This is a genomic window from Streptomyces sp. AC512_CC834, assembly GCF_019049325.1.
Lineage (GTDB): Bacteria > Actinomycetota > Actinomycetes > Streptomycetales > Streptomycetaceae > Streptomyces.
Genome location: NZ_JAGMUO010000060.1, coordinates 92,741 through 110,620, shown reverse-complemented (window position 1 = coordinate 110,620; position 17,880 = coordinate 92,741). Strand labels below are relative to the sequence as shown.

Here is a 17,880-nt window from a genome sequence, read left to right as displayed (position 1 = left end):
CCGCGGACGGCGAACGGCCCCGTCCACCACGTGAGTTCGCCTCAGGGACGGGGCCGTTCGCCGTACACGCGTCACACCGTCACCGGCGGGCGACGCCCTCCGCCCGGGCCGCGGCCGCCACCGCCGCCGTCACGGCCGGCGCCACGCGCTCGTCGAAGGGCGAGGGGATGACGTAGTCCGCGGCGAGGTCGTCGCCCACCACGGAGGCCAGCGCCTCGGCCGCCGCGAGCTTCATGCCCTCGGTGATCCGCGACGCCCGCACCTGGAGCGCGCCCGCGAAGATGCCCGGGAACGCCAGGACGTTGTTGATCTGGTTCGGGAAGTCCGAGCGCCCCGTCGCGACGACCGCCGCGTACTTGTGGGCGACCTCCGGGTGCACCTCGGGGTTCGGGTTGGCCATGGCGAAGACGAACGCGCCCTCGGCCATCGAGGCCACCGCCGGCTCCGGCACCGTACCGCCGGAGACGCCGATGAAGACGTCGGCGCCCGACAGGGCCGCCTCCAGCGAGCCGGACAGTCCGCCCTTGTTGGTGAAGCCGGCCAGCTCCCGCTTGACCGGGGTCAGGTCGTCCCGGTCGGCGGAGACGACGCCCTTGCGGTCGGCGACCGCGACGTCCCCGATGCCGGCCTCCACCAGCATCCTGGCGATCGCGACCCCGGCCGCGCCGGCGCCCGAGATCACCGCGCGCAGCTCACCGAGCGTGCGTCCGCTCAGCCGCGCCGCGTTGCGCAGCGCCGCGAGCGTCACGACCGCCGTGCCGTGCTGGTCGTCGTGGAAGACCGGGATGTCCAGGCGCTCCTGGAGCTTGCGCTCGATCTCGAAGCACCGCGGCGCCGAGATGTCCTCCAGGTTGACGCCGCCGAAGGAGGGCGCGAGCCGGACCACGGTCTCGACGATGTCGTCGGCGTCCGTGCAGTCCAGGGCGATCGGGACCGCGTCCACGCCGCCGAACTGCTTGAAGAGGATCGCCTTCCCCTCCATCACCGGAAGGGAGGCCTCGGGCCCGATGTCACCGAGTCCCAGCACCGCCGTACCGTCCGTCACGACCGCGACGACCGACGACTTCCAGGTGTAGTCGTGGACGAGGTCGGGCTGCTCGGCGATCGCGCTGCACACTTTCGCGACGCCGGGCGTGTACGCCAGGGACAGGTCGTCCTTGTCGCGGACCGGCACGGTGGCCTGCACGGCCATCTTGCCGCCGCGGTGCAGCGCGAACGCGGGGTCGAAGGAGTCGAGGGGCTCGGCGCCCGCCTCCTGCTCCGCACCGGCGTCGCTGTCGCTGCGAGGATTGACGATCTCCGCTGCCACTTTGTCTTACCCCTTAAGAGTTCATGGTTTGAGGGTTGTCCACTCCTGGTGAGGAATGGGCGGGCACCGCGCAGGAAGATGGCTGTACGGGCCACATGGGCCCCCGCGCGACGGGCGCGCCGCACACGCGCCCTGAGCCCCTGATGAGGGGTGTAAAGAACCTTCTTACCCGACGGACGCCCCCCACGACGAGTCCGATAAGCGCAAGCTCACATGTCGGACCCCGAACGCCGCATGTCGGTGACATGGCTCATAGCCAGGGTTCCGGACAACCTTCCGGCGCCTCTTGACAGACCTGGGGGCGGCACCTTCGACAGCCCCGCTCACCCGCGATCCATGCTCGGATAACGAGAAATTCCGCAGATCTTCCGGCTGGAAGGGCAGATTCCCGTAAAGGTTCGGTCGTGATGTACCGACCTGGTGCGGTTCGGGGGGTGACCCGTTATCCGATTTTGACATGACGGCCCCACTGAATGGCCGAGTCCGAATGGCAAGATGCCGTAATCGCACGAGGTCGCGGCACTCGAAGGTGTGTGCTCTCGTCGACCCACGGCGCCTGCCGGTCCCCCGGCCGGCGCCGCGTCCCACCGGAACTCCACCGTCCCCATCGGCAACTCCCTCATCCGCCGGAGGAACCCACCATGACCGCAAGCTCCACCCGTCGTACGACCGCCGCGCACTCCCGGCTAGCAGCGGTCGGTGCGATCGCGGTCGCAGGCGCCCTGCTGCTCACCGGATGCGGCGACCAGACCGAGGGCAGCGACTCCGGCAGCAGCGACAACCAGTCCTCGAGCGGTGCTCCGCTGGCCGACAAGCTGCCGCAGTCCATCCGCGACAGGGGCACCATCAAGGTCGGCTCCGACATCGCGTACGCCCCGGTCGAGTTCAAGGACAAGTCCGGCAAGACGGTCGGCATCGACCCCGACCTCGCGGACGCGCTGGGCAAGCAGCTCGGCGTGACGTTCGAGTTCGAGAACGGCACCTTCGACACCCTGATCACCGGTCTGCGCTCCAAGCGGTACGACATCGCCATGTCCGCGATGACCGACACGAAGAACCGCCAGGAGGGCATCGACGCCGACACCGGCAAGAAGGTCGGCCAGGGCGTCGACTTCGTCGACTACTTCACCGCCGGTGTCTCGATCTACACCAAGAAGGGTGACGACCAGGGCATCAAGACCTGGAAGGACCTCTGCGGCAAGAAGCTCGTGCTCCAGCGCGGCACGGTCTCCGAAGACCTCGCCAAGGCCGAGAACGAGAAGTGTCCGGCCGGCAAGAAGATCTCCATGGAGGCCTTCGACAACGACCAGCAGGCCCAGACCCGCCTGCGCGCGGGCGGCGCGGACGCCGGTTCCTCCGACTTCCCGGTCGCGGCGTACGCGGTGAAGACCTCCGGCGGCGGCAAGGACTTCCAGATCGTCGGCGAGCAGGTCGAGGCCGCCCCGTACGGCATCGCGGTCGCCAAGGACAACACGCAACTGCGGGACGCCCTGAAGGCGGCGGTGGACGCGGTGATCGCGAACGGCGAGTACAAGAAGATCATGGAGAAGTGGGGCGTGGCGGAAGGCGCCGTCACGGAGGCCACCATCAACGGCGGCAAGTGACCGCGCGGCGGGCACTGAAAGGCAACATCCGTGACTGTTGACATAGACAAGACGACGGGCGGCCCCGACGGCACCCCGCCGGCCGGGCCGGAGGCCATCAAGGCCATCCCGGTCCGGCACTACGGACGGTACGTCTCCGCGGTCGTCGCGATCGCGCTGCTGGCCACGGTCGTCTACGCGTTCTCCCAGGGCAAGATCAACTGGGGTGCGATCCCGGACTACTTCTTCGACGACCGCATTCTGACGGGCATGGGCAAGACGCTCCTGATCACCGTCCTGGCGATGCTGATCGGCGTCGTCGGCGGCATCCTGCTCGCCGTGATGCGGCTGTCGAAGAACCCGGTGACCTCGTCCATCTCGTGGTTCTACATCTGGTTCTTCCGCGGCACGCCCGTCCTGGTGCAGCTTGTCGTCTGGTTCAACCTCGGCCTGGTCTTCGAGTACATCAACCTCGGCCCGTTCTACCGCGACGAGTGGTCGGACTTCATGACGCCGTTCCTGACGGCGCTGCTGGGTCTGGGTCTGAACGAGGCCGCGTACATGGCGGAGATCTGCCGTGCCGGTCTGCTCGCGGTCGACGAGGGCCAGACCGAGGCGGCGCACGCGCTCGGCATGAGCCACGCCAAGACGCTGCGCCGGATCGTGGTTCCGCAGGCGATGCGCGTGATCGTGCCGCCGACGGGCAACGAGGTCATCAACATGCTGAAGACGACCTCGCTGGTGTCGGTCGTCCAGTACGCCGAGTTGTTCCGGGTCGCCCAGAACATCGGCCAGACCTCCGGCGCCCCGGCCGAGATGCTGTTCCTGGCGGCGGCCTGGTACCTGCTGCTGACCTCGCTCTTCAGCGTGGGGCAGTACTACCTGGAGCGTTACTACGCGCGCGGCTCCAGCCGCAGCCTGCCGGCGACTCCGATGCAGAAGATCAGGGCGAACCTGCTGTCCCTGTCGAACCGCTCCCGCACGACAGGAGGTGCCGCATGACCGCCATGGTCAAGGCCGAGGGCGTCCACAAGTCCTTCGGTCCCTTGGAGGTGCTCAAGGGCATCGACCTGGAGGTGAAGTCCGGCGAGGTGTTCTGCCTCATCGGCCCCTCGGGCTCCGGCAAGTCGACCTTCCTGCGCTGCATCAACCACCTGGAGAAGATCAACGCCGGGCGGCTCTACGTCGACGGCGAGCTGGTCGGCTACCGCCAGAAGGGTGACAAGCTCTACGAGCTGAAGGACAGCGAGGTCGCCGTCAAGCGCCGGGACATCGGCATGGTCTTCCAGCGCTTCAACCTGTTCCCGCACATGACCGCGCTGGAGAACGTCATGGAGGCGCCGATCCAGGTCAAGGGCATGAGCAGGGCCCAGTCCAGGGACCGGGCACGCGGGCTCATGGAGCGCGTGGGCCTGGGCGACAAGGCCGTCAACTACCCCTCGCAGCTCTCCGGCGGCCAGCAGCAGCGGGTCGCGATCGCGCGGGCCCTGGCGATGGACCCGAAGCTGATGCTGTTCGACGAGCCGACCTCGGCGCTGGACCCGGAGCTGGTCGGCGACGTCCTCGACGTCATGCGCGACCTCGCCGAGTCCGGCATGACGATGGTCGTCGTCACCCACGAGATGGGCTTCGCCCGCGAGGTCGGCGACAGCCTGGTCTTCATGGACGACGGCGCGGTCGTCGAGTCGGGCAGGCCGCGCGACGTCCTGACCGACCCGCAGCACGAACGGACGAAGGCGTTCCTGTCCAAGGTGCTCTGAAGGTGCTCTGAAGGTGCTCTGACGGCGCCCTGACGGTACGAAACGCCGAGGGGGGTGGTGCGGGATTCCCGCACCACCCCCCTCGGCGTTCGCCTACTTCAGTGCGAGCAGCAACGTGTCCGACGGCGAGCACCACACCGGCCGCGCCTCGCCGAAGCCCTTCTCGCGCAGCACGCGCGCGTGCCACGCCGCCGAGGGCATCTCACCGTCGGCGTGCTCGCCGTAGATCTCGAAGCGGCGGGCGGTGGGCCCGGCGAGCACGGGGTCCTTGGCGGCGAGCTGCCACCACTCGGACCAGTCGAGCGCGCCCTCGCCCCTGGCGGCGTCCATCCGCGCGTGCCGTTGCGCGCGCTCCGCCGCGTTGATCCGGGGCGTCGTGTCGTCGATCATGTGGTCCGCGTTCATGAAGACACCACCGTCGCGGACCAGCCCCGCGACCCGACCGTAGAGATCCGCGAGGGGTTCGGCGTGGAACCAGTGCAGGGCCGTGGCGGTCAGGACGGCGTCGTACGAGTCGTACGGCAGCTTCGCCGGCCAGTCGGGGTCCTTGAGGTCGGCGGTGACGAAGGAGACCCGCTCGTCGCCCGCGAAGGTGCCCTCGGCGATGGCGAGGAGCGCGGGGTCGAGGTCCACGCCCGTGCTGGTGGCCTCCGGGAACCGGGCGAGCAGCCGGGCCGAGATGGTGCCGGTGCCGCAGGCCAGGTCGAGCACGCGCGGTGCGGGGCCGACGAGTGCCTCGACCATGTCGAGCATGATCCGGAAACGGTCCTCGCGGTCCGGCATGTACCACTCCTGCTGCCGGTCCCAGCTCTGCTGCCACGCCTGCCAGTCGGCACCGGGCGTGGTGGTAGTGGTGGTAGTCGTGGTGGTGGTGTCCGCGTCCGTCATCGGGTCCCTCCGTGCCTGCGTGACGTAATACCCTAGAAGCACGATCAGCCATTACTGACCGCAGGCACGACCCTAGAGCCCCTTCGTAAGGACTACAAGTGGAACTGGCCTATTACTCGGATTACGCCGTGCGTCTCGTCAACACCGAGGAACCGGCCCGGGGGCAGGACTCCCTGACCTCGGTGGAGGCCGTCCGTGAGCTCTTCGGCGCCAACCAGTCGGCGGCCCGGCGCGCGACCGACACCGACGTGACGCGGTTCCGCTCGGTCCGGGGACGGCTGCGCTCGGTCTTCGAGGCGGCCGACGGAGGCGACGAGACCCTGGCCGTGGACCTGCTGAACTCGCTGCTCCTGGAGTTCCCGGTGAGCCCGCAGATCTCCGGCCACGACCACCGCGCCGACGACGGCAGCCCGCTGTGGCACATGCACCTGGCGGACCACCCGTCCAACGCGACCGCCGGATTCGCGGCCATCGCGGCGATGGGCCTGGCCTTCCACCTCACCGAGTACGGCGTGGACCGGCTGGGTCTGTGCGAGGCGGCCCCCTGCCGCAACGCCTACCTGGACACCTCCACCAACCGCTCCCGGCGCTACTGCTCCGACCGCTGCGCCACCCGCGCCAACGTGGCGGCCTACCGCGCCCGCAAGCGCCTGGAGGCGGACCGGTCGGCCGGCACCGGCCTGACCGCCGACAGCACCCAGCGGACCACGGCGAACGGCGAGCGCTGACCCGCCCGCGGCGGCCGGTACCGCAGCCGCACCCTGCCGAGCACGAGGTCCTGCGGCACGACCCCGTAGTCGGTGCTGTCCCCGCCCGCGAACGCGTTGTCCCCGAGCACCCACCAGCCGGCCCCGCGCCGTTCGGCCGCCCGCTTGACCACGAGCAGGTCCTGCTGGAAGGGATGCCGCAGCACGACCACGTCACCCGGCCGGACCCGCGCCCCCCAGTGCACGAGCAGCACGTCCCCGTGGTGCAACGTGGGCACCATCGACGGGCCGGTCACCTCGGCCGGCCCGAAGGGCAGCGCCCCTCTGGCGCGCTCGGTCTCCTGCGACAGTTGCTCCGGCATCACCCGGCACCTCCCCGGTCTTTCCTCCACCAGTCTCAGTCTCACCCCGGACTTTTGTCCTAAGCCCACGGGGGCACTCGCGAAATCGGGTCTCCCAGGGAGTAATGTCCCCCCTGAGAAGACGATCACGAGGAAGGAACGCTTCATGCTTTCCCGCCTGTTTGCCCCCAAGGTCACGGTCAGCGCCCACTGCGACCTGCCCTGCGGCGTGTACGACCCGGCCCAGGCCCGCATCGAGGCGGAGTCGGTGAAGGCCGTCCAGGAGAAGATGGCCGGCAACGACGACCCGCACTTCCAGACGCGTGCCACGGTCATCAAGGAGCAGCGCGCCGAGCTCGCGAAGCACCACGTCTCCGTGCTGTGGAGCGACTACTTCAAGCCCCCGCACTTCGAGAAGTACCCGGAGCTGCACCAGTTGGTCAACGACACCCTCAAGGCTCTGTCGACCGCCAAGGGCTCGAAGGACCCGGCGACCGGCCAGAAGGCCCTGGACTACATCGCCCAGATCGACAAGATCTTCTGGGAGACGAAGAAGGCCTGACGACCCGTCAGCGTTCAGGCCCGCGATCGGTGCACCATCGCAGGCCGCAGGACAGCCCGAAGGGGCCCGGCCGCCACCCTGGCCGGGCCCCTTCGGCGTTGTCGTGGTCAGGGGTGGTCCGTGACCGTCTCCGGGGAGGGTTCCGCGGTCCTGGGCCGCGCCTCGGGGTCGGCGCCCCGGGCGTCCTGCTCGGGGCCTTCCCCGCACTTCGGGTTGCGGCACGGGCCGGGCACCCATGTCGGGACCCACGCGCCCAGCGTCTTGTGGCGCCGGACGACCGATTCGACTGGCTGTCCGCAAACGGGACAGGCGTACGTGTCGCTGTCCATACCTCCAGGTTAGAACGGCCGACCGCTCAGCGCTTCCTGTGGTACGTCCGCACCACGACACCGTTGCCGAAGGTACGCACCGAGTCCGGCACGAACTCGGAGACCTCGAAGCCGGAACGGAACATGGGCATGCCGGTCCCGAGGATCACCGGGTAGGTCTTGACGACCAGCTCGTCGACCTCGTCGACCAGCTCGCCTGCGACGGCCGCTCCACCGCACAGATAGATGCCGAGGGCGCTGCCCTCGGCCTTCAGCTCGCGGACCCTGCCGACCAGGTCCGTCGAGATGATCTCGACGTTCGGATCGGGCGACGTGGTGAGCGTGCGCGAGGCGACGTACTCGCGCAGGTGTGCGTAGGGGCTGGTGATGCCCTCCTTGAGCGCCAGGTCGTAGCTGGCCCGGCCCTGAACGATCGTGTCGAACCGCCTGTTCGGCAGATCGTCGATGCCCAGCGGCCGACGGCCGTGCGTCGGCAGCGTCTCCGGATACTCCGACTTCAGGAACCCGAAGAACTCGTCGTCGACGAACGGGACCATGAACGACGCGTCGCCGTCCGGGCCGCCGATGAAGCCGTCGATCGAGCAGGCGATGAAGTACGTGAGTTTGCGCAAGCCGGTCTCCTTCGTCTTGACCTCTTGACCACTACATCCACAGTACTCCACGTGTAGTTGTTCGGACATCGATTACCGAGTCCGCGGCTCGCGCCACATCGGCCACATCCGGGGGCCGTCCGGCAGGTCCAGCGCCCGGCCGGTGAACTCGAAGCCGAGGCGTTCGTACAGCACCCTGCCGCGGGCACTGCTCGCCTCCAGGTAAGCGGGCAGCCCTTCGCGGTCGCAGCGGTCGAGGACGCTCCCGATCAGCGCGGTGCCCAGCCCCTCGCCCTGCCGTCCGGGGGCCACGCCGATCATCCACAGGTACGCGTGGGCCCGGCCGGAGGGGTGGATGCCGGCGGTCAGCCGGGCTATCCGCTCGACGCGCTCGTTCTCCGGGTCGACGGCCTCGCGCACCTGTGCGGGGCCGTCCTCGGCGTCCTCCTCGGACCCGTCGTCGTTCGGCTCGGCGTCGGCGTGCTCGTCCGCGGGGACGGGCAGCCACAGCGCGCAGGCCGCGCCGTCCTCGGTGAGATCGATCCACCCGTCGGCGAACACGGCGTCGGCGAAAGCGGCCATGAGCCGGTGGTGGGTCCGGCGGCGGTACTCCTCGCCCGGAAAGACCCAACTGCTCACCGGATCGTCCTGGAAGGCCTCGTCCAGCAGCCGGACGACCCGTTCCCGGTCGTCCTCCCCCGCCGTCCGGATCACCACACCCATGCCCAGCCCCTTCGACTCAACATCGCTCACACGTACGGCGGTTGAGCCTAAGGGCGAGGGGCGGGCCCCGCACACCGTGGGGAAGTGCGGGACCCGCCGGACCGGAGCCGTCGGCGGTGCGGCCGTACGTCGGTCAGGTACCGTACGGCCCTGCACGGGCTCCGGGGTCTTGCGCGGCCGCGGTGGCCGTCAGCCATCAGCCGTCAGGTGCTGCGCCGGGTCACGAACTCGGCCAGCGCGAGCAGGCCGCCCGCCGCCTCCGGCTCGGGCACGGCACGGGCCAGTTCCTGCATGGCTCTCGCCATCCGGTCGGCCGCCTGAACCTGCGCCCAGTCCCGGCCACCGGCCCGCTCCACCGCCAGAGCGGTGTGCTCCAGGTCCTCCTTGTCCTCGTCGTACGGTGCCGCGTACAGCTCGGCGAGTTCGACGGCGGCCGGGGTGCCCGAGGTGAGGGCGGCGACCACCGGCAGGGACTTCTTGCGGGCGGCCAGGTCCGCACCGGCCGGCTTGCCGGTGTGGCGCGGGTCGCCCCATATGCCGATGACGTCGTCGATGAGCTGGAAGGCCAGCCCGGCCTCACGGCCGAAGGCGTCCAGGGCCTCGACGTCCTCCACGGCGGCACCGGCGTACAGCGCGCCGAGGGCACAGGCGCACCCCAGCAGGGCGCCCGTCTTGGCCTCGGCCATGGCGAGCGTCTCGTCGAGGGTGACCTCGCCCGGCGGGCGCCGTTCCATGGCCGTGTCCGCGTGCTGGCCCTCGCACAACTCCATGACGCAGTCGGCGAGCCGGGCGGCCGCCGCCGCGGACGCCGGGTGCGGGTCCGCGGCGAGCAGCCGCAGGGCGAGCGCCTGGAGGGCGTCCCCGGCGAGGATCGCGTCGGCGTCGCCGAACACGGTCCACGCGGTCGGCCGATGACGCCTGGTGGCGTCCCGGTCCATCACGTCGTCGTGCAGCAGGGTGAAGTTGTGGACCAGCTCCACCGCCGCCGCGGCCCGCCCGGCCGCAGCCCGTGCCCCGGGCCCGCCGAGCGCGGTCGCCGCCGTGAGGACCAGCGCGGGACGGATCGCCTTGCCCGCGTTTCCCGCCGCGGGCGTGCCGTCAGCGTGCTGCCAGCCGAAGTGGTAGAGCGCGACGCGGCGCATCGAGTCGGGCAGCGACGCGATGGCGGAGCGCAGTTCGGGGTCGACCGACGCCCGGGACTCCCTCAGGAGCACCGCCGCCTCCTGCCCTTCGGACACCGCCTGCCCCTGCCCGGCGGGCGGCGCTCCCGGCTCTTCGTCCCGCTGCGTGCCGATGGGCCCGTGCCCTTCCGGCGTTCCGGTGGAGCGACGCGTCGCGGTGGCGCCGCGCCGTGTCTCCGTCATGGACTCACCTTCCCCCTGGGCCCGTCCGCACCCCCGGGGTGTACCCGCCCGGGAGGGCGGGAACACGACGTTCGGGAGACTGGCGTCACCGCCAGCGGCCGATCTCGACGTTCTCCAGGACGCCGAGCGCGTCCGGTACGAGGACCGCGGCCGAGTAGTAGGCCGTGACCAGGTACTTGATGACGGCCTGTTCGTTGATGCCCATGAAGCGCACCGACAGACTCGGCTCGATCTCGTCGGGGATACCGGTGGCCCGCAGCCCGATGACGCCCTGGTCCTGCTCGCCGGTACGCATCGCGATGATCGAGGTCGTACGGGCGTCGGTGACCGGGATCTTGTTGCAGGGGTAGATGGGCACCCCGCGCCAGGTCGGGATGCGGTTGCCGGCGATGTCGATCGTCTCGGGGACGAGTCCGCGCTTGTTCAGCTCGCGGCCGATCGCGGCGATGGCGCGGGGGTGGGCGAGGAGCAGCTTGGTGCCGCGCCGGCGGCTCAGCAGTTCGTCCAGGTCGTCCGGTCCCGGCACTCCGTCGTGGGGCTGGATGCGCTGGTCGTACTCGCAGTTGTGCAGCAGGCCGAACTCGCGGTTGTTGACGAGCTCGTGCTCCTGACGCTCCTTCAGTGCCTCGACCGTCAGCCGGATCTGCTGCTCGGTCTGGTTCATCGGCTGGTTGTACAGGTCGGCCACGCGCGAGTGGATGCGCAGCACGGTCTGGGCGACGCTCAGTTCGTACTCACGGGGCCGGGCCTCGTAGTCGACGAAGGTGTGCGGGATGTCCGGCTCGCCGCTGTGGCCGGCCGCGAGGTCGATCGCCTTCTCGCCGTGCTTGTTGGTGTCCTGCTCCGGGAGCGAGCGCCGCTCCTCCAGGTGCGCGCGCAGGGACTCCGCGCGCTCCGCGACCTGCTCCACCTCCTGGCGGGGCAGCACGAGCACCGTGCAGGCGGTGACCGCGCGGGCGGTGTACTCCCAGATGGCGTCCCCGTCGAGCAGCGCCTGGTCGCCGAAGTACGCGCCGTCGGCGAGGACGCCGAGCACCGCGTCGTCGCCGTACGGACCGGTGCCGATCTTCTCGACCTTGCCGTGCGCCAGCAGGTGGACCTCGTCGGCCCGGCCGCCGAACGAGGCGATGACCTCCCCGGGGCCGTACTCACGCTGCTCACAGCGTTGCGCGAGCTCCGAGAGGACCTCGTCGTCCTCGTACGACCGCAGGGCCGGCAGCTCGCCCAGCTCCGCGGGGATGACCTCGACGCGGTCGCCGGTCTTCACGAACGTCACGCGGCCGTCGCCGACGGCGAAGGTCAGACGCCGGTTCACCCGGTACGTGCCGCCCTGGACGTCCATCCAGGGGAGCGAGCGCAGCAGCCAGCGCGAGCTGATCTCCTGCATCTGGGGAACCGACTTGGTGGTGGTGGCCAGGTTCCGCGCGGCCGCCGTGCCGAGGCTCTGCTGCGGCCTGGTCTGCTCGGTGCGGACCTCTTCGCCTACCGACATAAGGAATTGCCCTCCCGGTCATGCCGGACGATTGCGCCCGGCATCGATGTGCGTGGACCAGCTTTCCTCACGGAGCGTGCCGGTGCTATTACACGAAAGAGCGGGAATGGATCACGTGCGGGCGGGGCAGATATGGGGGCTTGTTCGGCGTCTCGGCGACTTGTCCGGCCCTGGTCGGGGCAGTCGACCGGGATGAGATTGTCCGAAACGGATCGCACACGGACCGAACAAGTAATGGACGGCGCTCCGTTTCGGTACAAGCACCGTACGAGGCGGTCGCGTCCGGCGGCCGTCGCGCAGCGTGAAGGAGCCGACCGTGGCCTCACCCATGTCCGCGAGCAGTTTCCTCAAGGCCCTGAAGGCCGAGGGCGTCACCGTCGTCGAGGTCGGCGACTGGCGGGACCACAACCGCAACCACAAGGGCGCCTGGGGTCCCGTGCACGGTGTGATGATCCACCACACGGTGACCAAGGGCAGCGCGCGGACCGTGGAGATCTGCCGCAAGGGCTACGAGGGTCTGCCGGGCCCTCTGTGCCACGGGGTCATCACCAAGGACGGCAAGGTCCATCTGGTCGGGTACGGCAGGGCCAACCACGCCGGGCTCGGCGACGACGACGTCCTGCGCGCGGTGATCGCCGAGAAGGCGCTGCCCCGGGACAACGAGGCGAACACCGACGGCAACCGGCACTTCTACGGCTTCGAGTGCGAGAACCTGGGCGACGGCGACGATCCCTGGCCGGCGGCCCAGCTCGAGGCGATCGAGCGGGTCTCCGCCGCGGTGTGCCGCCACCACGGGTGGAACGAACGGTCGGTCATCGGGCACCTGGAATGGCAGCCGGGGAAGGTCGATCCGCGGGGGTTCACGATGGCGTCGATGCGCGAGCGGATCCGGGACCGGCTGAAGTGACGTGGCCGCTGCGGGTGGCGGCGTGACAATGGCGGGGTGACCGCCACCGACCCCCGCGACCTAGCCGACCTCGCTGATCCCGCTGGTCCCGCTGATCTCGCCGACCTGCGGCCCCGTCTGCCCTCGCCCTTGCAGGAGGTGGTCGACGGACGGTTCGAGCGGCACGGTGTCCGGTTGCTGCTCAAGCGGGACGACCTGATCCACCCCGCGCTGGTCGGCAACAAATGGCGCAAACTCGCGCCGAATCTCGCCACGGTCGGCGCCCGTACCGTCGTCACGTTCGGCGGCGCCTACTCCAACCACCTGCGGGCCACGGCCGCCGCCGGCCGCCTGCTCGGGCTGTCCACGGTGGGCGTGGTGCGCGGTCAGGAACTGGCCGGCCTGCCGCTCAACCCCTCTCTGGCCCGGTGCGCCGCCGACGGCATGCGGCTCCACTTCGTCGACCGCTCGACGTATCGCCGCAAGGCCGAGCCGGAGACCCTGGCCGCCCTCCTGCGCGCGGTGGACGCCGGGGAGGCGGTCGTCGTCCCCGAGGGCGGCAGCAACGCGGAGGCCGTCCGCGGCTGCCGTGCCCTGGGCGAGGAGCTGGGCGAGCACGCCGACGTGGCCGCCCTCGCCTGCGGGACCGGTGGCACGCTCGCCGGGCTGGCCGCCGGACTGCCCCGGGGGCGGCGGACGCTCGGGATACCCGTGCTCAAGGGCGGCTTCCTCAGCGCGGACATACGGCGGCTCCAGGAGCGTGCGTTCGGCGGGCCGCGCGGCACCTGGAGCCTCGACGACCGCTTCCACTTCGGCGGCTACGCCCGGACCGGCCCCCGCCTTGACGCCTTCGCCGAGGACTTCGAACGCCGCCACGGCCTGCCCGTGGAGCGCGTCTACGTCGCCAAGATGCTGTACGCCCTGCTCGCTCTCGCCCAGGAGGGCGCCTTCCCGCGCGGGACCACCCTGGCGGCGGTCGTCACCGGCCGGCCGTTTCCCTGAACGGGAAGACCGGTCGTCGGGCGGAACGGGGCCGCCGCCGCGACGTGCGCACGCGCGCCCCGCTCACGTCGTCTCCCGGTACGCCGCCGCCTCCTCCAGGTCCAGTCGGCGCAGCAGCGTCCGGAGCATCTCGTCGTCGATGTAGCGGCCGTCCCGCAGCCGGACGAAGACGTCGCGCTCGGCGCTGATCATCTCCCGGGAGAGCCGCCGGTAGGTGTCGTCGACGGTCTCGCCGGTGACGGGATTGACCTGCCCGAGCCGTTCCCACACGGCGTTGCGGCGGCGCTCCAGGACCGTGCGGAGGCGGTCGGCGAGCGGACCCGGCAGGGCGTTGCGCTCGTCGGTGAGCAGGTCGTCCAGGCGCTGCTCCGCCGCCCGCGAGGCCTGCGCCTGGGCGTTGGCCTCCGCCAGCGTCTCGGCCTGTACGTCGTGCGCGGGGAACTTCAGCAGGCGGATCAGCGGCGGCAGGCTGACGCCCTGGACGACCAGCGTGCCGATGACCGTGGTGAAGGTGAGGAACAGGATGAGGTTGCGCTCGGGAAAGGGCGCACCGCCGTGCACGGTGAGCGGGATGGAGAAGGCGATGGCCAGTGAGACCACGCCCCGCATCCCGGCCCAGCCGATCACGAACGGCCCCTTCCAGGAGAGGTCGCCCTCGCGCGCGCGGACGCGTGCCGACAGCCGGGGCAGGAAGGTCGCCGGGTACACCCACACGAACCTCGTCACGGCGACGACCAGGAAGAGGGCGAGGGCGTACCGGGCGGCCTCGACACCCTCGTACTCCCCCAGTCCCTTGAGGACGACGGGCAACTGGAGTCCGATGAGGGCGAACACGGCCGACTCCAGGACGAACGCGACCATCTTCCACACCGCCTCCTCCTGGAGCCGGGTGGCGAAATCGACCTCCCACGCGCGGTGGCCGAGGTAGAGCGCGACGACGACCACCGCGAGCACCCCGGAGGCGTACACCTGCTCGGCGACCGCGTAGGCGACGAACGGGATCAGCAGGGAGAGCGTGTTCTGCAGCAGTGCCTCTCTCAGGTGGGTGCGCAGCCAGTGGAGCGGCACCATCAGCACCAGCCCGACGCCGACGCCGCCCACCGCCGCGATCAGGAACTCGCCGATCCCGCCGGCCCAGGTCGCGCCCTCGCCGACGGCCGCGGCGAGCGCCACCTTGAACGCGGTGATCGCGGTGGCGTCGTTCACCAGGGACTCGCCCTGGAGGATCGTGGTGATCCGGGAGGGCAGCCCCACGCGGCGTGCGACCGCGGTGGCGGCGACGGCGTCCGGGGGCGCGACCACCGCGCCGAGCACCAGGGCCGCGGTCAGCGGCAGACCCGGCACGATGAGGTACGCGGCGCAGCCGACGATGAAGGTGGCGAAGAGCACGTAGCCCACGGACAGCAGCGCCACCGGGCGGGTCTGCGCCCGCAGGTCCAGGTAGGAGCTGTCGGAGGCGGCCGTGTACAGCAGCGGGGGCAGCAGCAGCGGCAGCACGATGTGCGGGTCGAGGGTGTAGTCGGGCACGCCGGGGAGATAGCTCACCACCAGGCCCACCGCGACCAGCAGCAGCGGGACCGGCACCGGCACGCGCCGTCCCGCCGCGGCGACCGCGGCACTGCCCGCCACCAGCAACAGCAGCGGCATCACGTCCATCGTCCTCGCCCGCCCTCGTTTTCCGCGCGGTCATCCGCACAGCCGTCGTAACCTGGCAATCATGAAACAGTGCACGCACGCCGACGCGCTGCCGCACCCGGAACCCGAGCCGTGCGGCGAGACCTGTCCGGAGTGTCTGGCCGGGGGCACGGACCCGGTGCAGCTAAGGCTGTGTCTCGTCTGCGGTCACGTCGGCTGCTGCGACTCCTCGCCGGGACAGCACGCGACAGCGCATCACAAGGAGACCGGTCATCCGGTGATGCGCACCTTCGAGCCCGGGGAGAGCTGGCGCTGGTGCTTCGTCGATCATGTCCTCGTGTGACCTCTGCCCGGGACGGTTCGACCGTCTGACGTCTGGGTACGTCAACCCGGCGCGCGCTCTTCCGATTTGAGCCCGCCGACCCCCTAGCCACTGTGCGTGTTCGTGTGTTTACTATGAGTGACAGCACGGGGTTGGGGTCTCGGGGACAGGAAAGTTCGGAGCGCGATAACGTCACCGCTGAACCACGTATCGCGTTACCCCGAGGGGCGACCCTCGGCCCTGTAATGCTTGTACCACCTTGGAGGTGAGGGTGTCCCAGATCGCAGGCGAGCCCGCGACCCAGGACTTCGTCGAAGTCCGGCTGCCGGCCGCGGGTGCCTACCTGTCGGTGCTGCGTACGGCGACGGCCGGCCTCGCAGCCCGTTTGGACTTCACCCTCGACGAGATCGAGGACCTGCGCATCGCAGTCGACGAGGCCTGCGCGATCCTGCTTCAGCAGGCCGTGCCCGGCTCGGTGCTCAGTTGTGTCTTCCGCCTCGTCGACGACTCGCTCGAGGTCACCGTCTCGGCGCCGACCACGGACGGCCACGCCCCCGCGCGGGACACCTTCGCCTGGACGGTGCTCTCCGCCCTCGCGGGCAAGGTCTCCTCCGCCGTGGACGAGGACAAAACCGTTTCGATCAGCCTCTACAAACAGCGCGGCGCGGGACCCGGGCCGACGTGAGGGACGGGGACGGGCCGGTGCGGGACGAAGAGCACGGCACACGGGAGCTGCCGGCCGAGGGCACACGCTCTCCTGACGAGGCGCGACGCATGGCGGACGGCATCGACGGCATCCCCGAGCAGGCCCGGCCGCATCCGGAGGACGAGGCCTCGCCCGAGGCCGTCGTCCCGGGCGACGGGCAGCAGGGCGGGGACACCCCCGTCCGGCCCGGCCGAGCGGAGGCGAGGGCTCGGGAAAGGGCAACGGGCGGGACGATGAGCGAGCACGAGCGACACTCCGAGGGCCACGCGCCGGGTGCACGGGGCACGCAGGGCACACGGCACGACCCGCAGGACCGCAGTGGGGCACGCCTCCTGTTCGCCGAACTGCGCACGCTGACGAAGGAGAGCCCGGAGTACGCGGAGCTGCGCAATCGGCTGGTCCGCATGCACCTGCCGCTCGTCGAGCACCTCGCGCGCCGCTTCCGCAACCGCGGGGAGCCCCTGGACGACCTCACCCAGGTCGCCACCATCGGGCTGATCAAGTCGGTCGACCGTTTCGACCCGGACCGCGGGGTGGAGTTCTCCACGTACGCGACCCCCACGGTCGTCGGCGAGATCAAGCGGCACTTCCGGGACAAGGGCTGGGCGGTGCGCGTCCCGCGCCGGCTCCAGGAGCTGCGGCTGGCCCTGACGACGGCCACGGCGGAGCTCTCCCAGTTGCACGGCCGCTCCCCCACGGTCCACGAGCTGGCCGAGAAGCTGGCGATCTCGGAGGAGGAGGTCCTCGAGGGCCTGGAGTCGGCCAACGCGTACTCCACGCTGTCGCTGGACGTCCCGGACACGGACGACGAGTCCCCGGCGGTCGCCGACACCCTCGGCGCCGAGGACGAGGCCCTGGAGGGCGTCGAGTACCGGGAGTCGCTCAAGCCGCTCCTTGAGGACCTGCCGCCGCGGGAGAAGCGGATCCTGCTGCTGCGCTTCTTCGGCAACATGACCCAGTCGCAGATCGCGCAGGAGGTCGGCATCTCGCAGATGCACGTGTCACGGCTGCTGGCCCGCACCCTGGCGCAACTGCGGGAGAAGCTGCTGGTCGAGGAGTAGCCGCCGGTCCGGTGACCCACAGTGCCGGGCAGCGGTCGCCCGTCGGCTATTTCCCGGCGTTGCCGGGCCCCCGAATGCCGAGGGCATGGGTGGTCGCGGGGTTGACGAGCAACGCCAGTGCCGTCACGGCCACGACACCGAGCACGATGCCGGTCGGAACGGCCAGGCTGTCGGCCCGCACCATGTTGAAGGCCACGGGCAGCGCCATGATCTGCGTGATCACGGCGGGCCCCCTGCTCCAGCCCCGTCGGGCGAGCAGTCCGCGGGCGGCGAGCAGCGGCAGCAGGGCGAGAACGATCAGCGTGACGCCGCCGGTGACGGCCGAGGTCCGGTCGTCGGGGTGGCCGGTGAGGCCCCCCACCAGCATCCAGGCGCCGCCGACGACGAGCGCCAGCCCTTCCAGCGCGGCGAGCGCGGCGGCGGCGGTCAGCCGGCCGGGACGAGGGCCCGTCTCTTCGGTGGATCCGGCGGATTCGGTGGCTTCGGCGGCCTCGGGGGTGGGGGTCTGCTCACTGCTCACCCCTGCAGGGTAGCCGTCGGCGCACCGGCGCCCACCAGGGTGTCGGGCGTATCACGCGCGCCGGGTGCCGGGGGCGATCTCCACCTCGGTCTGGGCCGAA

20 protein-coding genes are annotated in these 17,880 nt (G+C 70.7%); 10 read left to right on the top strand and 10 right to left on the bottom strand.

Features of this window, described 5'->3' with window-relative positions; translation table 11 throughout:
* Positions 1-79: 79 nt before the first annotated feature.
* A complete protein-coding gene (locus KUM40_RS21320) occupies positions 80-1,309 on the bottom strand; it encodes an NADP-dependent malic enzyme (protein WP_217167617.1) in 1,230 nt (409 codons plus the stop codon).
* 641 nt (positions 1,310-1,950) lie between these two features.
* On the opposite strand from KUM40_RS21320, the gene KUM40_RS21315 reads away from it, so the two are divergent.
* Genes KUM40_RS21315 through KUM40_RS21305 form a run of 3 tightly spaced genes read left to right on the top strand, consistent with a single transcriptional unit; the run spans position 1,951 to position 4,652 of the window.
* Positions 1,951-2,913 (top strand): ABC transporter substrate-binding protein, encoded by a 963-nt coding sequence (locus KUM40_RS21315; RefSeq protein WP_217167616.1) that lies wholly within the window; start codon positions 1,951-1,953, stop codon positions 2,911-2,913.
* Positions 2,914-2,943: 30 nt separating this feature from the next.
* A complete protein-coding gene (locus KUM40_RS21310; protein WP_217167615.1) occupies positions 2,944-3,894 on the top strand; it encodes an amino acid ABC transporter permease in 951 nt (316 codons plus the stop codon).
* The gene (locus tag KUM40_RS21305) at positions 3,891-4,652 is read left to right on the top strand and encodes an amino acid ABC transporter ATP-binding protein (protein ID WP_302180884.1); all 762 of its coding nucleotides are present in this window, start codon (positions 3,891-3,893) and stop codon (positions 4,650-4,652) included. The genes KUM40_RS21310 and KUM40_RS21305 overlap by 4 nt, the downstream gene beginning before the upstream one ends.
* A 93-nt stretch (positions 4,653-4,745) precedes the next feature.
* On the opposite strand, the gene KUM40_RS21300 is transcribed toward KUM40_RS21305, so the two are convergent.
* Entirely contained in the window at positions 4,746-5,540 is a 795-nt protein-coding gene (locus KUM40_RS21300) for a trans-aconitate 2-methyltransferase (protein ID WP_217167614.1), read from the bottom strand.
* A 98-nt stretch (positions 5,541-5,638) separates the two neighbouring features.
* Here KUM40_RS21300 and KUM40_RS21295 point away from each other — a divergent pair, with 98 nt between their 5' ends.
* Positions 5,639-6,268: an ABATE domain-containing protein gene (locus KUM40_RS21295; protein WP_217167613.1), complete on the top strand. Its 630-nt coding sequence runs from the start codon at positions 5,639-5,641 to the stop codon at positions 6,266-6,268.
* Here KUM40_RS21295 and sodX read toward each other — a convergent pair.
* Positions 6,172-6,609 carry a nickel-type superoxide dismutase maturation protease gene (gene sodX / locus KUM40_RS21290; RefSeq protein WP_217167612.1) on the bottom strand — a complete coding sequence of 146 codons (438 nt, stop codon included), beginning with the start codon at positions 6,607-6,609 and terminating at the stop codon, positions 6,172-6,174. The genes KUM40_RS21295 and sodX overlap by 97 nt on opposite strands.
* Before the next feature lie 145 nt (positions 6,610-6,754).
* Between sodX and sodN the strand changes: the two genes are divergently transcribed.
* Positions 6,755-7,150, top strand: a complete 396-nt coding sequence (gene sodN, locus KUM40_RS21285) for a superoxide dismutase, Ni (RefSeq protein WP_217167611.1) — start codon at positions 6,755-6,757, stop codon at positions 7,148-7,150.
* A 107-nt stretch (positions 7,151-7,257) separates the two neighbouring features.
* Here sodN and KUM40_RS21280 read toward each other — a convergent pair whose 3' ends face one another.
* The 5 genes from KUM40_RS21280 to KUM40_RS21260 form a co-directional block, all read right to left on the bottom strand.
* Positions 7,258-7,479 (bottom strand): hypothetical protein, encoded by a 222-nt coding sequence (locus KUM40_RS21280; protein WP_217167610.1) that lies wholly within the window; start codon positions 7,477-7,479, stop codon positions 7,258-7,260.
* Between the two features lie 26 nt (positions 7,480-7,505).
* Positions 7,506-8,090 (bottom strand): dihydrofolate reductase family protein, encoded by a 585-nt coding sequence (locus KUM40_RS21275; RefSeq protein ID WP_217167609.1) that lies wholly within the window; start codon positions 8,088-8,090, stop codon positions 7,506-7,508.
* A gap of 72 nt (positions 8,091-8,162) precedes the next feature.
* Positions 8,163-8,792, bottom strand: coding sequence for an N-acetyltransferase (locus KUM40_RS21270; protein ID WP_217167674.1), 630 nt, complete (start codon positions 8,790-8,792; stop codon positions 8,163-8,165).
* A 203-nt stretch (positions 8,793-8,995) separates the two neighbouring features.
* Positions 8,996-10,156 (bottom strand): family 2 encapsulin nanocompartment cargo protein polyprenyl transferase, encoded by a 1,161-nt coding sequence (locus tag KUM40_RS21265; RefSeq protein ID WP_217167608.1) that lies wholly within the window; start codon positions 10,154-10,156, stop codon positions 8,996-8,998.
* Positions 10,157-10,241: 85 nt separating this feature from the next.
* The gene (locus KUM40_RS21260) at positions 10,242-11,648 is read right to left on the bottom strand and encodes a family 2B encapsulin nanocompartment shell protein (protein ID WP_217167607.1); all 1,407 of its coding nucleotides are present in this window, start codon (positions 11,646-11,648) and stop codon (positions 10,242-10,244) included.
* 328 nt (positions 11,649-11,976) lie between these two features.
* Between KUM40_RS21260 and KUM40_RS21255 the strand changes: the two genes are divergently transcribed.
* Both KUM40_RS21255 and KUM40_RS21250 read left to right on the top strand, forming a co-directional pair.
* Positions 11,977-12,555 carry an N-acetylmuramoyl-L-alanine amidase gene (locus KUM40_RS21255; protein WP_217167673.1) on the top strand — a complete coding sequence of 193 codons (579 nt, stop codon included), beginning with the start codon at positions 11,977-11,979 and terminating at the stop codon, positions 12,553-12,555.
* A gap of 36 nt (positions 12,556-12,591) precedes the next feature.
* Positions 12,592-13,536 (top strand): pyridoxal-phosphate dependent enzyme, encoded by a 945-nt coding sequence (locus tag KUM40_RS21250; protein WP_217167606.1) that lies wholly within the window; start codon positions 12,592-12,594, stop codon positions 13,534-13,536.
* A gap of 63 nt (positions 13,537-13,599) precedes the next feature.
* Here KUM40_RS21250 and KUM40_RS21245 read toward each other — a convergent pair whose 3' ends face one another.
* Complete coding sequence (locus KUM40_RS21245) at positions 13,600-15,192, bottom strand: Na+/H+ antiporter (protein WP_217167605.1); 1,593 nt, start codon at positions 15,190-15,192, stop codon at positions 13,600-13,602.
* Between the two features lie 61 nt (positions 15,193-15,253).
* On the opposite strand from KUM40_RS21245, the gene KUM40_RS21240 reads away from it, so the two are divergent.
* The 3 genes from KUM40_RS21240 (at position 15,254) to KUM40_RS21230 (ending at position 17,260) form a co-directional block, all read left to right on the top strand.
* Positions 15,254-15,514: a UBP-type zinc finger domain-containing protein gene (locus KUM40_RS21240; RefSeq protein ID WP_217167604.1), complete on the top strand. Its 261-nt coding sequence runs from the start codon at positions 15,254-15,256 to the stop codon at positions 15,512-15,514.
* Positions 15,515-15,764: 250 nt separating this feature from the next.
* Positions 15,765-16,178, top strand: coding sequence for an anti-sigma regulatory factor (locus KUM40_RS21235; protein ID WP_217167603.1), 414 nt, complete (start codon positions 15,765-15,767; stop codon positions 16,176-16,178).
* A gap of 17 nt (positions 16,179-16,195) precedes the next feature.
* Positions 16,196-17,260: an RNA polymerase sigma factor SigF gene (locus KUM40_RS21230; RefSeq protein ID WP_217167602.1), complete on the top strand. Its 1,065-nt coding sequence runs from the start codon at positions 16,196-16,198 to the stop codon at positions 17,258-17,260.
* Positions 17,261-17,306: 46 nt separating this feature from the next.
* On the opposite strand, the gene KUM40_RS21225 is transcribed toward KUM40_RS21230, so the two are convergent.
* Positions 17,307-17,780, bottom strand: a complete 474-nt coding sequence (locus KUM40_RS21225; RefSeq protein WP_217167601.1) for a hypothetical protein — start codon at positions 17,778-17,780, stop codon at positions 17,307-17,309.
* Positions 17,781-17,880: the final 100 nt, after the last annotated feature.